Genomic DNA, 13,629 nt, shown 5'->3' on the forward strand with positions numbered 1-13,629 from the left:
CGGCCGTAGCCCAGGGCTTGGACAGGGTGAACGATTGCGTCCCCTACTGTGCCGTTGGCCACTTCCACTCGTACCCCGTGACAGTCCGTCTCGATACTGCCCGCCCCAGGCCAGGTCAGCAAGGCCAGTCGCACTACACCGTTCTGCACTTGCGCTACACGGCCGATACCCCGCCCCGAACGCCTCGCGACACGACGTACTCGATCTTGAGTGTGTGAGACCAGTTGATGCGGAGTCGGGCGGACGCGGTGACTGGTAGATCCGTTTTCATGGTCAATCTGGTGATTGGCGCAGCGTTGTTTTTGGGTCAATCTCTGGTCACTTTTGAGTAGAGATTGATGAGCTCTTGCCTAGAGATGTCCGTGTTTGCGGTGTGGTCTTGGTGGAGGAGCAGGGCGCTGCCGGCGTGGGTGGCGCCGAGGGGGGCTTCAGGGCTGAGGACGCTGGGGCGGCCGAGGATGATGAAGGTCTCGCCGCTGCTGAGCTGCTTGGCGGGGTCTTCGCGGACCGTTGCGGCCCGGTGCGCCAGTTGTCGGCCGGAGGTGGAGCTCGCGTGGGCTTGCCCGAGGCGTTCGCCCTGTCGGGGTGCGCGTTACTGATCTCGGCGTGTCAGGGTGATGTTTGTTGAACGTCCTGATGGTGGTGGGGTGTTGGCGGTAGACGGTGGTGTGTGGGATATGCAGATGTGGGCGGGTTGACGCCGGTGGCTCGGCAGCGCCGGGAGGCGGTACGGGTGCAAGCGGCGGAGTTGTTCGCTCAGCGGGTTAAGCCGCCCGAGGTCGCCCAGCGGCTGCGGGTGAGTGTGAAGTCGGCGTACCAGTGGCAGCAGTTGTGGCGTCAGGGTGGATCCGCGGCGCTCGTTTCGCGGGGGCCGACGCCGGTTGTCCGCGCGCTGTCTGGATAAGCTCGCCGGCTATCTCGCGCAGGGTCCGGGCGCGCACGGTGGGGTGGAGGACCAGGTGTGGACGGCGGCGCGGGTGGCGACGTTGATCGGGAGGAAGTTCCATGTCTCCTGCAACCTTTCGGGCGCCACCAGACTGATGCGCTGGCTCGGTTTCACGCCGCCGATACCCGCCCGCAGATTGGCCGAGCGCGACGGGCAGACGGTCGTGGTGTGGCGGTAGACGCCCTGGGTGGAGGTAAAAGAGCCCGGGCGGCCTGCGGGGGATGGGTCTGCTTCGAGGGCGAGGCAGGCTTCACTCGCCGGCCGCCCAAAGGACGCACCTGGGGCCGGCGTGGTGTCACTCGGGTCGTGACGGTCACCGGCCGCCGATCGGGTCGTCTGTCGGTGGCCGGGCTGATCGCCATGAGGCTCGGGTCCCACACCCGCCGATGTCACCGCCTGCCCCTGGGGGCGAGGGCCAGCGCCGCAGCATGAGTCAGCGCGACTGGCTGACGGTGTTCCTGCTGCCCGCGTGCTCACCCGACTGGAACCCAGTGAGTGGGTGTGGGCGCGCATCAAATGCAGTCTCGACACACCAACATCGCTCTAACGAGCCGAGATCAGTAACGCGGTGGAGTGCGGGCGTTGGGTGGCCGTTAGTAATACGTTGGCGGCGTGTGAAACCGTCCCCACGCAGGGGGTGTTGCTCGCTGGGGTCCCGTGCGGTCGGCGGACGGGCAACGGCATCCCGGACCCTGACCATGCCTCCACTCGCCTGAAGGGCTCGCATGCACGCCAACGAGCAAACCCCCACTGCCAACGGCAAGGGGCAGCAGCCCCGCCTCGCACCCGCCAGGGCACAGGCTCCGGGCCGCGGTGTGCCCGCGGGGCTTCTTGCTCTCCAAGCCGTGGCGGGCAACGCGGCCGTCGTGCAGATGCTCCGTCAGGCGGGCCATCGTTGGACACCGGAGCAGAGGGGGGAACTCCGGTCGGAGTCCCCGCAGATACGGCAGCTTCAGCGCATGCCGGATGCCGCTCTGCAACGGGTCCCCGACGAGGAGCCAGCCGAGCTCGTCGAAGCCCTGGCCCCTGCCGATCAGAGGGAAGCCGCGATGCCTCCCACGGCCAACGGGGCCACGGTGCCGGGCGAGCCCCAGTACCTTCTTCAGATCCAGGTCAGTAAATCCAGCAGGACCCATCGAGCCGAATTCTCCGCGGGGAGTTTCGGACACGCCTGGGTCGCGCTGTACAAAAAGGAGCCGGGCCGCAAGGCACACTGCACTACGTACGGGTTCTTCCCGGCAGAGAGCATGAACGCGGCCGGCGCTCTCAGAACCGTGCCGGGTGTCGTGAAAACGGACTACGACCAGCCGTCCAACGCGACCGCCAAGCTGGATCCCATCGGTCTCACTGAAGGGCAGGCTCAGAAGGTCAGGGCGTACGCGCGGGTCAACCGGGACTACAACTTGGCGACTTACAACTGCACCAGCTTTGCCCGCGGCCTGTACAAGGCCGCCACCGGGCTCGATGCCCCGGGCATGCGACTGCCGCTCCTGGAGAACCCGAACCTGCTCCAGGACTCCATCAAACAGTTCAACCAGGATCAGAAGGTCGCCCGGAAGGGGCCGCTCATCAAGGCGGCGGACGACAGTGACAGCGAGACGGAGTCGGAGCCGGACGAGATCTGGGAGAACCACCGAAAGGCCCCCGTGCCGGCCGACGCCCCCGCAGCCGCCCCCGCCCCCCTACCCCAGGGCCCGCGTTTCGAGCTGGAGTGAGAGTGTCCGCCCCTGAGAGCCCTCGGGGGAGATGTGCCCGAACAGACCCGGAGCGGCCGTGCGCGCTGGTACGCCGACTTCACACTCACCAGCAGCCGCTGGGTGACCTCGGGCGGCTTGGGACTCCTAACAAAAGTGGTGGGCTTGACCTGGTCAGAGGTCGGTGTCGTGCACGAGGCCGCTGGGTAGCGGGACTTGGTCAGCCGGGTCATCGCATGCGATAAACCTGGCGACGTCGGCGATCATCCCCGGGATACTGGTCGCCCATGGATGAGGTCAAAGTCGTCGTCGCCCATTCCGAGCGCGCGACCCTGCGCGTCGGCGACGTGTTCTTGAAAGTGGACGCCGATCAGGCGCGCATCGACGTCGAGGTCGAGGCGATGTCCCTCGCGCCGGTCCCGACCCCGGAGGTCCTGTGGCGCAAGCCGCCCGTGCTCGCGATCGCCGCACTCCCGGGGACAACGCTTGGGCGCCTCGGCGGGCCGTCGACCGGGTCGCCGGCGGCGTGGGCCGCGGCGGGCGCCGCCATCCGGAAGCTGCACGACGCGCCCCTGCCGCCCCGGCCGGGCAGGGCCGGCCGGAGCATCGTCGCGCTGGCGGCGGAACTCGACGACGAGTGCGAGTTGCTCGTGACGAACGGCCTCCTGCCCGCCGACCTGGTCACCCGCAACCGCCAGGTCGCCGAGGCCGCGCTCCGGCCCTGGACTCCGGCATTCACACACGGCGACCTGCAGATCGCGCACCTCTTCGTCGACGGCGACGAGGTCACCGGCATCATCGACTGGTCCGAGGCGGGCCAGGGCGATGCCCTGTACGACCTCGCCACCTTCACACTCGGACACGAGGAGCACCTCGACCACGTCATCGCCGGCTATGGCACCGACATCGACCTCGAAGTGATCCACGCGTGGTGGTCGTTGCGAAGCCTGCTGGCAGTTCGCTGGCTGACCGAGCACGGCTTCGACCCCTTCGCGCCGGGCTGTGAGGTCGACGTGCTGAGATCCCGGATGTGAGGCTGCCCGGGCACGACTGCCACGAATGCGTTCTGACGCATCGAGCAGGCCATCCCCTGGGGCGATCGCCCACCCTCACTCTCAACAAAGTGCGGTGCGCAGTCCTCGCCAGCAGATGACGGCGCAGCCAAGGGTGACGAACGCGTGGTGGATGTCGTCGCGGATCTCCCAGAGGGTGCGCAGGCGGCGGAACCAGTGCACCAGCGCGATCGCTCCTTCCACGACCCAGCGGTACACGCCCAGGCCGGAGCCGTGCCCGGTGCCGGGCCGGGCGAGGTGCGGGGTGATCTGGCACCGGTGGACCTTGTCCCGGTAGACCTCGTGGTCATAGCCGCGGTCGGCGTACAGGTGCTTCGGGCGGCGCAGCGGCTGGCCGCGCTTGCCGCGGATCGGGGGGACGGCCTGGATCAGCGGGATCAGTTGGGTGACGTCGTTGCGGTTGCCGCCGGTGGTGATTGCCGCGAGCGGGATGCCGTGCGCTTCGACGATCAAGTGGTGCTTGCTGCCGGCCTTGCCCCGGTCCACCCGGGACGGACCGCTGGCCGACCCGCCCTTCATCGCGTGGATGTGGCTGGAGTCGACAGCTGCGCGGGCAAAGTCCAGCAGGTCTGCGACTCGCAGCTCGCAGAGCATCAGCTCGTGCAACTGCTGCCAGACCCCGGCCTCGTTCCAGTCCCGCAGCCGTCGCCAGCAGGTCATCCCCGAGCCGAAGTCCAGCTCCTGGGGCAGAAACTCCCAGCGGATCCCGGTGTACAGCACGAACAGGATCCCGCACAGCACCCTGCGACTCTCCAGACCTTACGACCCGGACGCCGCGGATTACGTGGGACGACCGGCAGCAGCGGCTCGATCCGCGCCCACAACTCGTCGTCGATCTCCCACGGCCCGGCAGCGGTCTTCCTCGTCTCGACTGACTCGCACCCCCTTCGGCCAGCATCAACGAGAACTGACACACCGTCATTCCCGGAGGCCCAGAAGCCTCTTTTTGTTAGGAGTCGTTAACCTGCTGAGCGAACAACTCCGCCGCTTGCACCCGTACCGCCTCCCGGCGCTGCCGAGCCACCGGCGTCAACCCGATCACATCTGCATATCCCACACACCACCGTCTACCGCCAACACCCCACCACCATCAGGACGTTCAACAAATATCACCCTGACACGCCGAGATCAGTAACGCGTGGGCTGGTCGCTGAGCTGCCTGTTGGCGGGCGCAGTTGTCGGCCACATGTAGGCCATCGGGGGCGAGGGTGATAGCCAGAGCAAGGAGTGGGCCCGTGACCATGGCGGACTGCTCGGACTGCTTTGTGCGGCCTGCGGCGGTGTCGGCGGGTAGTTCGGAGGCGTCGACGCGCTGGGCGCGGAGGTAGTTGATCTTGTCGGCTGTCTGGCAGCAGACCGGTTCGAGGTGGCGCTGATGATGCTGCCGGGCTGCTGCTTCCTGATGCTGCTCGCGTTCCTGCAACTTGCGGCAGTTTCCGCAGAGTTGCACGTGCCGCAGGTCGGCCGGCTCGGCCACCACCTCGGCCATGCCGTCGAACTCGACACCCTTCCACCCTTCGGTGACGTACAGCGTCACCTCAGGTCCCTCGTCCTGCGTCTGAGTGATCCGGTACGCCTCCACAGCAGACGCCACATCATGACCGTTGATCTCGATCACAGCCGGTTCATCCGGACGGGCAGAGATCCGGACACGGCGAGGCTCCAGGTACGTGCTCATGATCCCGACCCTAGGTGTGCGAAGCAGTCAGGCGACCGGAGCGTGCGCTGACAGGCCGGGCCCCAGGCAGCCGCATTTCCGGCCAGCCACGTGCGGACATACCGTGATGTGACTCACAGCTTGGACTCTTACAACCAATACAGCTCACAGATGGTCATACCTCAGGCCAACCGCCACAGCCCCGCCGCTGTCGGCACTCGCACCACCTGAAAGAGACACCATGAACCCTCGCCGCGTATGGGCGACTGCCGCAGTCATGACGGCAATCGGGACCGCCACGCTGGGGGCCACGCCGCTGGCTTACGCGACGACAGGGGACAGCACCACCGCTGCAAGCGAAGCATCCAGCACCGCACCCCACTCCGCGCCGTCTTCCAGCACCGCCACCCCCAAGGCAGACAACGACACGACGTCGACACCCGGAGCCTCAAGCGCGCCGAAGACCGTCACACCGTCCCCCTCCGGATCTGCCACCGACCCGAAAAACGCGAAGAAGGCGATCGGCCAGCCCTCCCACACGCCCACCACTGGCGTCTCCAAGCTGCCGACCCCCGGGATCGGAGAATGCAAGCAGTACCCCGCCGACGAAGACTCGGTACGGACCTCGCTGCGCGGCCTGCCCAACAGGATCGTCGCCGGATCCGGCTGGCACGAGTTCACCTACCGCGCACTCAACATCTCCGACCGGACCCTGGAGCGTATCAACCTCGACATGGAGCTCGGCACCGTCGACCACCGGGTGAGCGACATCAGCGAACTCCTGCTGACCGTTGAATGGTTCGACACGGCAAACGGCCAGTGGAGGACCACCACCGAGCGGGGCAAGGACCTGTGGGGCTACTTCGCCGGCGCGAAGAACATCAAGGCGGGCGAGTACGTGGACGCCCGGATGCGGATCAAGGTAGACACCAAAGCCCCCGCCGCGGCTGGCTTCTTCTTCACCTTCGGCTACTCCATGGGCGAAGGCGACGGCCGCTGCAGCTCCGGTGAGCTCTACCAGTGGAACTTCACCATCGACACCGCGGGCACCAAACCCACGAAGAACCAGGACGACGCCAAGGGCACGCCGGTCAAGCCGGGCACCCCCGGTGCACCGCAGAACCACCCGGTCCCACAGGGCGACCGTACCGAACTCCCGGTAAGCGGCCGCCTCGCTGAGACCGGCTCGTCGTCCACCACCCCCGTCATCGCGGCCATCGGCGCCGCCGCCGTGGCCGCCGGTGGCGGCGCCCTCTTCATCGCGCGCCGCCGCAAGGCCCGAACCACCGCATAACCCAGCGCCAAAGAGCACGAGCTTGGCTGCCGTAGCGTCGGCAGGGTTCATCCATCCGAGCTGCTGGCTGCTCTCGGACCCCGCTCTGCCCCGCCCTCTCGGCGGGGCAGAGTTGTCTCATGTGCCCCGTGCCGACTGGAGGATCTTCGTGGGCGCTTGGCTATTCGGGATTGCGGGCAGGCTGCGGCACATGGGGGCGACCGGCAGAGGTGTTAGCGGAGCGGGAGTCGTACGGGGTGGTGTGCCGAGTGCGGCCCGGTACCGGCCGTCAAAGCATCTGAGGATCACCGGTTTCAAGTGGACTACTACAAACGGACAGCCTGGCCGCAGCTGCCCCTGATCCCCCGCTTCGCCTTCGGCGACGAACACATTGGCTGAGAGCAACCCTGAAGCGGCAGCCGCATCATCGGTCAGTTCTGGTCAGCGACCCTATGGCCGACCTGTTCAAGGAACCCTTGGACAGACACTGCGGCAACCTCGAAATCGTCGAACCAGGATGCCGTGATCGACCTCCAGACCCGGCCACTGCCGGCCACCGCGAACAGATGGCCACCACCATCACTGGCGAACACGATGGCCGACGGATCATCACCGACCTGGACAGAGCCGTATGCGCGGAAGTGGTCGGCTACCGTCGACGCCGAGTGAATGAAGTATCCGTGCTCGACATCCGGCAAGGAGGCCTCGCCAATCACCCAGTAAAGGGTCGTGAGGTCCGAGGGAATCGGCGTCAGGTCCACAAGCGCGTCCGTCGCCTTGCTGCTCGCATCGGTGGCGAGGATGACGGCGTTCTCACCGGGTGGGAACCCATGCGTCTGCAGAAACGATGACATCAAGGTCTCAAGCGCAGCAGAAGTCTGCTCGCACCAACCTCGCACCCATTCCGAGTCGAGCCGCTCACCAGACACGTTCATCCTCCCCGCCACACCACCAGCTCACGATCCGAGCCTTGGAGAGGCTATCGAAGGCGTCACAGACACGTCCGCGACGCATCGCCACAGCTCATACGGTCAGCTCGACGGTCGGTAAAGATGATCTGGCGCAGGTCGTGCTCGGGCGGCCGACCGATGTCCAGGGCGTCCCGGCGGCACTGGCTCCGCCAGGCAGTGAGGACCGGTTCGAACAGTTCCCAGCGTTCGTCGGACAGGTCGCTGGGATATCTGTTGTGCGGGGTCATGCTTCCGATCTACCGCGCGGCGCTGACGCGACCAGAGAGGCAGAGGACCGTGGGCGGGGGCATGTTGGGAGGAGACGGGAGTTGCTGCAATGAAACGGCTCTCTGCTGCCACAGCGTCGCCTCTCGACTCGACCACCCCTCCCGCCCCGTGGGGTGAGGCGGCGGTAGTTGATGAGGCTGGTGGCGATAGCTGTGAAGGCGAGGAAGTGGTCAGCTTTTGGGAGCGCGGCGGTGTCCATCCGGAAGGTGCGGGAGACGGGCCGTGCCCTAGATCACGAGGGCAGTTTCGCCGGGAATCTGCCATTCCGGAGTGCGCCGTTCTACGCTCGCCGAGGCGCCAGGACCTCCACAGAAACAGCACAGACCCGACACAGAAAGCGATCATGAAAAGAACCGCGAAACTCTTAACCGTGCCGGCCCTCGCCCTGGCCCTGTTCACGCCCGCCCTCGCAACCCTCGCCGCTCCGGCCAGCGCCGCGACGACCGACGCCTACACCTTCAGCAACCCGGACGGCACCCTCAACGCGACCGGCACCGGCGACGGAAACCAGATCTCCGTCACCCCCGACGGCACCAACTACACGAACTGGCGCCTGATCAAGCTCAGCGACCCCGGCACGTTCAACATCGCCAGCACCTCCTCCGGGAAGTGCATCTACGCCTCCCAGCCCGCCGTACAGCAGTCCTGCGGCAAGGACGGCGAGCAGTGGCACTTCCGCCCCGTCGACGGCAAGCCCAACACCTTCGGCATCGTCCGCCGCGACGACTCCAGCGGCACCGAGTACTGCATGGACAACCGCGGTGGCCTCCACCTGTGGGGCATCCTCGCCCAGCCCAACGCCTGCAACGGCAGCGCGAGCCAGGAATGGACGATCCCCGCAGCGAAGGCGGCCGAAGCCAGGAGCCTCGCCCTCGACTACTACAGCGACCTGTGCTCCAAGAAGACCTCCACCTGTTCATGGACCGAGAAGTCCGAAGGGCAGCCCGAAACCCTGCCCCGCCAGCCTGCCTCGTCGGTCTGGTACAACGACACCGCTTCGTCCATGAAGCAGGTCTTCACCACCATTTACCACTCCGGATGGTCGCAGGCGTTCTCCGCGGGCCTGTCGACTTCCGTAGGGGTGTCCGTCCCGCTCCAGGCCATGATCTCCAGCCAGCTGACCGCGACGACGGTGTACACCTCCGACGAGACGACGATCAACGGCATCGCCGTGGACGTCCCGTCGAAGAACTACGCGTGGGTCGACTTCGCGGCCGTCGGCAAGAAGGTCACCGGCACCTGGACGTTCGACACGGACAACCAGCCGTGGACCACGGACGCGACGGTCACCGTCCCCGTCATCAACTCGGCCGCCGGATCCACGATGTACATCGCCCACACCAGCACCGACCCGTCCGGCAGCAGCGGCAGTACGACCAGCCCTGATGTGAAGCCGCAGACCTTCGCCACGACCACGACGAAGACCTTCAGCCTTCCCGCGGGAAGCCAGGTGACGTCGTCCAACGGCACCGTCACCGCGACGGACACCGACGGCACTGTTGCCACCATCCTCCCCACCACGCTGACGGACACCAACGGTACGACCCACAAGGTCGGCCTGACCGTCTCCGGCAACACGGTGACCCAGACCGTCGAAGGCGTCACCGGCGACACGATCACCGGCACCGTGAGCCCGCCGGTCTTCTCGGTGAAAGCAGCCGCCGCCGCACCGGCCGCCGCGAAGAAGACCATGATGAAGACGGCCGCCATGATGTGGCCCGCCGCGTCCAGCGACAAGAGGGGCCGCATGAACTGCATCGGAGACAAGATGGGCGAGGGAGCCACCTTCGGCCTCCTCGGTGCCGCCCTGGGCCAGCCCGAAGCCGTCCTGGGCGGAGTCTTCGGCGGCCTCATCATCGGCCTCGCCCAATGCACCAGGTGACCTGACCCACTGCTGAACGAAGCGTCCCCCTGCCTGTAACCGGGCGAGGGGACGCTGCGTTTCCGGGGGGAAAGGAAAAGGCCCCGCCGGCAACGGTCCTTCCTGTCCTCCACGCGCTGGTGCTGCCGTACAGCGTGTGCGGACGGGCGGAACCCGCCCGTCCGCACGGTGTCCTGGGGCACCGGCTGCGGGGGCGGCTCGCCCTTCGGGCTCCGGCGCGCGAGAGCCCTGCTCACCGCATCGGCCCCGACCGCGCCAAAACCATCAACGGTGACAACTCCCTTGATCTGTAGGACGTCGGTCGCTTCAGAGAGCCAGGGCCGGGAACTCCGTCCAGGCACGGACCAGTGAGTGTCAATGGCCACGTCGTGATGCCCAGGTGGGCGGCCCTTGGACTGGCCCAAGGTCATGCGAGTAGGGGGGCACCTGCAGGGCGGCGTAGGGGTGTCGGGGCCACTGAGTAGACTCGCTGAATCGGCGGTGACAGGCCGGGGCGACAGGGGGATGGATGGCAGTGGCACGGGCGGGGGTCCGGCGCCTGATGGCGCGGTACTGGGGAGAGTTCTGCCGGCAGTTGGAGGGCTCGCGCACGCTGTTGTTCTTCTGCATGCTCACCGCCGGCGGCCTCGGCATCGGGGTCAGCGGACTGCTGCACTGGTGGCGGATCGCGATGAGCCTGGGCGCGCTCGCTGTCGGGATGTTCGGACTCCTGGGCGTCGTCGGCTGGTTCGTACGGCTCGGGGAACTCGAACGGGAACGCGCGGCACGGCGGCGTCGCTGAACGGGCTGCCGGGAGCGGGCGGCCGTTGGCCCCGGCCGGTATCGATGGGCCGGAGCGCAACCCGGCCCTTGCCGGAAACCTCATCCGTCCTTGCGGGAGCTAGTGTGCGAGGTGCACGGATTGTCGACGGCGGTCGCTCGATTCAGGCAACCTGGCGCGGCTGTCGATCGTCGCGGCATGGCGACCGGCCATGCTGCTGCGACTGGCTTACTTGGGCGTTACGCACGCGTTCGTCGTGCCGCGCCTGCTGCCGGTGAGCGATCGGGACACGGCCGCAGAGATACTCGCCTTGCGCCACCAGATCACGTTGCTGGAACGTCTCCTTGGCAAGGAGAAAGGTAACTGGATAGGTCTGTGGCCATCGCAGAAATCGCGGCGCGGTACATCCATGCGGAAGAAGAAGTCGGAGTCAGGGGCGAGCGCCTGCACATCAATCGGCCCGTTTCGAACACCGGCAGTAGACCTCGACTTTCGACGTTCTGGCGGGTCTGCGTGGTCATGCGGCTGCGGTGACGGGGCTGGCTGCGGCCCAGGCGTGCTGGACGGCGCGGATTTCCTGATCGGTGGGCCGGCCTGGGCGGTTGGGCAGAAATCGGCGGCGGTGACCGTGCGGCGGAGCTTGGCGGCCATGTCCGCCACGGACGGGGCGGTCTTGGTGGTGTACGAGGGGGCACCGGCACGATGCTCGGCGGCGTCGCTGGGGTGGTGGCCGTGCAGCGCGTACCAGACGACGGTGATCGTGTAGCAGTACAGGCCGAACGGGACGGTGCGCTCGATGGCGTGGCGGGTGCGGTTTCGGGCCTGGCCGGTGCCGAGCAGGTCGCGGGCTTCGGCGAAGGTGACCTCGATGGACCAGCGCCACGCGTAGCGTGTGATCAACTGCGGTGCGGGGGTGGTGAGGTCGGTGGTGATCAGTGCCAGGTCGTAGCCGGTGTCCGTGTCGGCCTCGCGCAGCAGGATGATCCGGATGGTCTGGGTGTGGAAGGAGCCCTACCACAGGCAGGTGATCTCGGCCAGGCGCACGGTCTCGGTGCGCTGATAGCGCGTGACCGGCGAGGACGTGAAATCGGCGGTGGCGGCCAGGTCCTTCGGCGTGCCCAGGCGGGCCCCCTTGAGCGCGGGGCGGCCGCGCTTGCCGGTGCGTGGCGGGGCCAGGTCGTAGAGCACCGCGGACGTGGGAGGCCGGGTGGTGAACGTGCAGGTGGCGGGCAGGTTCCGGAGGGCTTTGCCGTGGTAGGCGGCGTCCGCGACGACGTGGATGCGCCGGCCGGCGTGGCAGGCGGCCAGGAGGCGGATCATGGACGCGGCGATGTCGACCTTGGACTGCTCCTGCTTCGGGCACCACAGCCGGGCCATCACCGGCAGGCATACTGGCCGGGCCAGGAAGGGCAGTTCAACGACCAGGCCGATGACGACGAAGCAGGTCCCGTGACCGATGGGCTTCGGTCCCTTGGCCGCGCCGTCGTGCTGCCAGGCCGCGCCGAACACCTTCTTCCCGCGCCGCTTGAACAGCGTGTCGTCCACCGCCACGGTCAACACGGCCCCGTCGGGCAGCAGGCCACGCACGACCAGGTGCGAGAGCGAGATGCCCAGGATATCCGGGTTCTACGAGGCACGGGAGAAGAAGGCATGGGCCCGGTCATGGGACCACGCGCGCGTCAACCCCGCGCCGGCGAGCATCCCGGTCACCGTGCACCGCCCGGTCTGCGCGATCAGTCCCGTGACCAGCGCGGCGAAGGTACGGAACGTCGGCGCGGTGAAGCTGCCCCGCACCAACTTCAGCACGGCCAGCAGCGAAGCGGGTACGGTCGAGTCCGGAAGCATCGGCGGGTCCCTCCCCGGAGGCGACACGTCCACGGGCCTCGGAGTGCTCTGTTATGCAGGGTTCACCGCGCGGATTGACGTCTCGTCGGCGGGGGCCGGATGTCAGCCAATCCGCTCCGACAGCTCGACGATGATCCCTTCCGGGCCGCGGACGTAGCAGAGCCGGTAGTTGTCCTTGTAGCGCTCCAGCTCGCCGACGAGCTCTTCACCGCGGCTCCGCAGGCTGGCCACGACGGTGTCAATATCTTCAACGGCGAATGCGACATGGCGCATGCCCGGTGTGTTCGCCGACGGGTTCCGGTTGCCTCCCGAGCCTGTCGGTGTGTGGTACTTCGTCAGCTCAAGTCGTCCGTGGCCGTCCGGGGTCTGCACGACCACGAAGTCTGCCCTGACACCTTCGAGGCCCACGACGCGGTCCACCCAGTGGCCCTCGACTGCCCCCTCACGTTGTACCTCCAGCCCGAGCTCGACGAAGAACGCCGTTGCGGCAGCGAGGTCGTCGACGACGATGCCTACGTGGTCCATCCGTTGGATTGTCATGCGCTCGATCGTAGGGCTCTACCCGCGAGTCACTGAAGCTTCCCAACTCGCCAACATTTGCAGACGCTTTGACCATCCACGGCCCGGCCTGCGACCTCATCGGAAGTCTGCGAAAACGGCGAAAGTGGAGGTTGGGCTTGATCCGCTTTGACGGACATACGAGATCAGGGGTTCTGCCCCGGGAGGATGTCCATCATGGAGAGCATGGGGAAGAAGAAGCCACGCCCTCGCCGTTCGTTCACGCCGGAGTTCAAGGCCGAGATCGTCGAGCTGTGCCGGCGCGGTGACCGCTCGGTCGGCCAGGTCGCCAAGGACTTCGACCTGACCGAGACCGCGGTGCGGCTGTGGATCAGCCAGGCCGAGACCGACGCGGGCGAGCGGGACGGCCTGACCAGCAGTGAACGTGAGGAACTGGCCGCGCTGCGGCGGGAGAACCGCCGACTGCGGGAGGACGTGGAGATCCTCAGGCGGGCCACGGCTTTCTTCGCGAAGGAGACCCGGTGACGGTGCACCCGTTCATCGAGGCGGAGAAACGAGACGGTCACAACGTCAAGCGCACGTGTGAACTGCTGCAGGTCTCCCGAGCCGCCTTCTACGCCCGCCGCACGGGCAAGCCGGGGCCGCGGGCGGTCCGCGACGCCGAGCTGACCAAGAAGATCGCCGAGGTTCATGACCACTCCCGCGGGACCTACGGAGCCCCGCGCATCCACGCCGTCCTGCA

Annotated in this window: 14 protein-coding genes and 2 pseudogenes; 8 read left to right on the forward strand and 8 right to left on the reverse strand. The window is 67.2% G+C overall.

The annotated features are described in order from the left end of the window. Positions 1–670 precede the first annotated feature (670 nt). From ABD346_RS38675 to ABD346_RS30650, 3 genes and pseudogenes are all read left to right on the forward strand, one after another. Positions 671–1,472 (forward strand): annotated as a pseudogene (locus ABD346_RS38675) (helix-turn-helix domain-containing protein); the annotation flags it as partial. A 433-nt stretch (positions 1,473–1,905) separates the two neighbouring features. Continuing rightward, positions 1,906–2,661 carry a hypothetical protein gene (locus tag ABD346_RS30645; RefSeq protein WP_344379298.1) on the forward strand — a complete coding sequence of 252 codons (756 nt, stop codon included), beginning with the start codon at positions 1,906–1,908 and terminating at the stop codon, positions 2,659–2,661. A gap of 266 nt (positions 2,662–2,927) precedes the next feature. Next, positions 2,928–3,674 (forward strand): phosphotransferase family protein, encoded by a 747-nt coding sequence (locus ABD346_RS30650; RefSeq protein WP_344379299.1) that lies wholly within the window; start codon positions 2,928–2,930, stop codon positions 3,672–3,674. Between the two features lie 81 nt (positions 3,675–3,755). Here ABD346_RS30650 and ABD346_RS30655 read toward each other — a convergent pair. Further along, positions 3,756–4,549, reverse strand: a protein-coding gene (locus ABD346_RS30655; protein WP_344379322.1) for an IS5 family transposase whose coding sequence is annotated in 2 segments (ribosomal slippage) — positions 3,756–4,474 and positions 4,474–4,549 — 795 coding nt in all. Because the reading frame shifts where the segments join, the coding sequence is not laid out codon by codon here. Between the two features lie 263 nt (positions 4,550–4,812). Further along, positions 4,813–5,391, reverse strand: a complete 579-nt coding sequence (locus tag ABD346_RS30660) for a hypothetical protein (protein WP_344379300.1) — start codon at positions 5,389–5,391, stop codon at positions 4,813–4,815. Between the two features lie 256 nt (positions 5,392–5,647). On the opposite strand from ABD346_RS30660, the gene ABD346_RS30665 reads away from it, so the two are divergent. Next, a complete protein-coding gene (locus tag ABD346_RS30665; protein ID WP_344379301.1) occupies positions 5,648–6,664 on the forward strand; it encodes an LAETG motif-containing sortase-dependent surface protein in 1,017 nt (338 codons plus the stop codon). 410 nt (positions 6,665–7,074) lie between these two features. Here ABD346_RS30665 and ABD346_RS30670 read toward each other — a convergent pair whose 3' ends face one another. Beyond that, complete coding sequence (locus ABD346_RS30670; RefSeq protein WP_344379302.1) at positions 7,075–7,578, reverse strand: hypothetical protein; 504 nt, start codon at positions 7,576–7,578, stop codon at positions 7,075–7,077. Positions 7,579–7,682: 104 nt separating this feature from the next. Then, positions 7,683–7,841, reverse strand: a pseudogene (locus tag ABD346_RS30675) (IS5 family transposase); the annotation flags it as partial. A 410-nt stretch (positions 7,842–8,251) separates the two neighbouring features. Here ABD346_RS30675 and ABD346_RS30680 point away from each other — a divergent pair. Beyond that, on the forward strand, positions 8,252–9,763 hold the full coding sequence (locus tag ABD346_RS30680) for an RICIN domain-containing protein (protein WP_344379303.1): 1,512 nt from the start codon (positions 8,252–8,254) through the stop codon (positions 9,761–9,763). Between the two features lie 508 nt (positions 9,764–10,271). Then, positions 10,272–10,544: a hypothetical protein gene (locus tag ABD346_RS30685; protein WP_344379304.1), complete on the forward strand. Its 273-nt coding sequence runs from the start codon at positions 10,272–10,274 to the stop codon at positions 10,542–10,544. A 207-nt stretch (positions 10,545–10,751) separates the two neighbouring features. On the opposite strand, the gene ABD346_RS30690 is transcribed toward ABD346_RS30685, so the two are convergent. The 4 genes from ABD346_RS30690 to ABD346_RS30705 all read right to left on the reverse strand — a co-directional run bounded on the left by ABD346_RS30690 (position 10,752) and on the right by ABD346_RS30705 (position 12,908). After that, positions 10,752–11,423, reverse strand: a complete 672-nt coding sequence (locus tag ABD346_RS30690; protein WP_344379305.1) for a hypothetical protein — start codon at positions 11,421–11,423, stop codon at positions 10,752–10,754. A gap of 111 nt (positions 11,424–11,534) precedes the next feature. Then, positions 11,535–12,110: a transposase gene (locus ABD346_RS30695; RefSeq protein ID WP_344379307.1), complete on the reverse strand. Its 576-nt coding sequence runs from the start codon at positions 12,108–12,110 to the stop codon at positions 11,535–11,537. A gap of 39 nt (positions 12,111–12,149) precedes the next feature. Then, a complete protein-coding gene (locus tag ABD346_RS30700) occupies positions 12,150–12,368 on the reverse strand; it encodes a hypothetical protein (protein ID WP_344379308.1) in 219 nt (72 codons plus the stop codon). Between the two features lie 102 nt (positions 12,369–12,470). After that, positions 12,471–12,908 (reverse strand): VOC family protein, encoded by a 438-nt coding sequence (locus ABD346_RS30705; RefSeq protein WP_344379310.1) that lies wholly within the window; start codon positions 12,906–12,908, stop codon positions 12,471–12,473. 195 nt (positions 12,909–13,103) lie between these two features. Here ABD346_RS30705 and ABD346_RS30710 point away from each other — a divergent pair, with 195 nt between their 5' ends. Next, a complete protein-coding gene (locus ABD346_RS30710; RefSeq protein WP_344379312.1) occupies positions 13,104–13,412 on the forward strand; it encodes a transposase in 309 nt (102 codons plus the stop codon). After that, positions 13,409–13,629 (forward strand): IS3 family transposase (locus ABD346_RS30715; RefSeq protein WP_344379314.1); only part of this gene is annotated, 221 nt, incomplete at its 3' end. The genes ABD346_RS30710 and ABD346_RS30715, both read left to right, overlap by 4 nt.

The organism is Streptomyces mauvecolor, from assembly GCF_039532965.1.
Taxonomy (GTDB): Bacteria; Actinomycetota; Actinomycetes; order Streptomycetales; family Streptomycetaceae; genus Streptomyces; species Streptomyces violascens.

Coding starts and splice junctions, on each gene's coding strand:
- ABD346_RS30645 (WP_344379298.1), top strand. CDS start 1,906: ATGCCGGATGCCGCTCTGCAACGGGTCCCCGACGAGGAGCCAGCCGAG.
- ABD346_RS30650 (WP_344379299.1), top strand. CDS start 2,928: ATGGATGAGGTCAAAGTCGTCGTCGCCCATTCCGAGCGCGCGACCCTG.
- ABD346_RS30660 (WP_344379300.1), bottom strand. CDS start 5,391: ATGAGCACGTACCTGGAGCCTCGCCGTGTCCGGATCTCTGCCCGTCCG.
- ABD346_RS30665 (WP_344379301.1), top strand. CDS start 5,648: ATGACGGCAATCGGGACCGCCACGCTGGGGGCCACGCCGCTGGCTTAC.
- ABD346_RS30670 (WP_344379302.1), bottom strand. CDS start 7,578: ATGAACGTGTCTGGTGAGCGGCTCGACTCGGAATGGGTGCGAGGTTGG.
- ABD346_RS30685 (WP_344379304.1), top strand. CDS start 10,272: ATGGCAGTGGCACGGGCGGGGGTCCGGCGCCTGATGGCGCGGTACTGG.
- ABD346_RS30700 (WP_344379308.1), bottom strand. CDS start 12,368: ATGCTTCCGGACTCGACCGTACCCGCTTCGCTGCTGGCCGTGCTGAAG.
- ABD346_RS30705 (WP_344379310.1), bottom strand. CDS start 12,908: ATGACAATCCAACGGATGGACCACGTAGGCATCGTCGTCGACGACCTC.
- ABD346_RS30710 (WP_344379312.1), top strand. CDS start 13,104: ATGGAGAGCATGGGGAAGAAGAAGCCACGCCCTCGCCGTTCGTTCACG.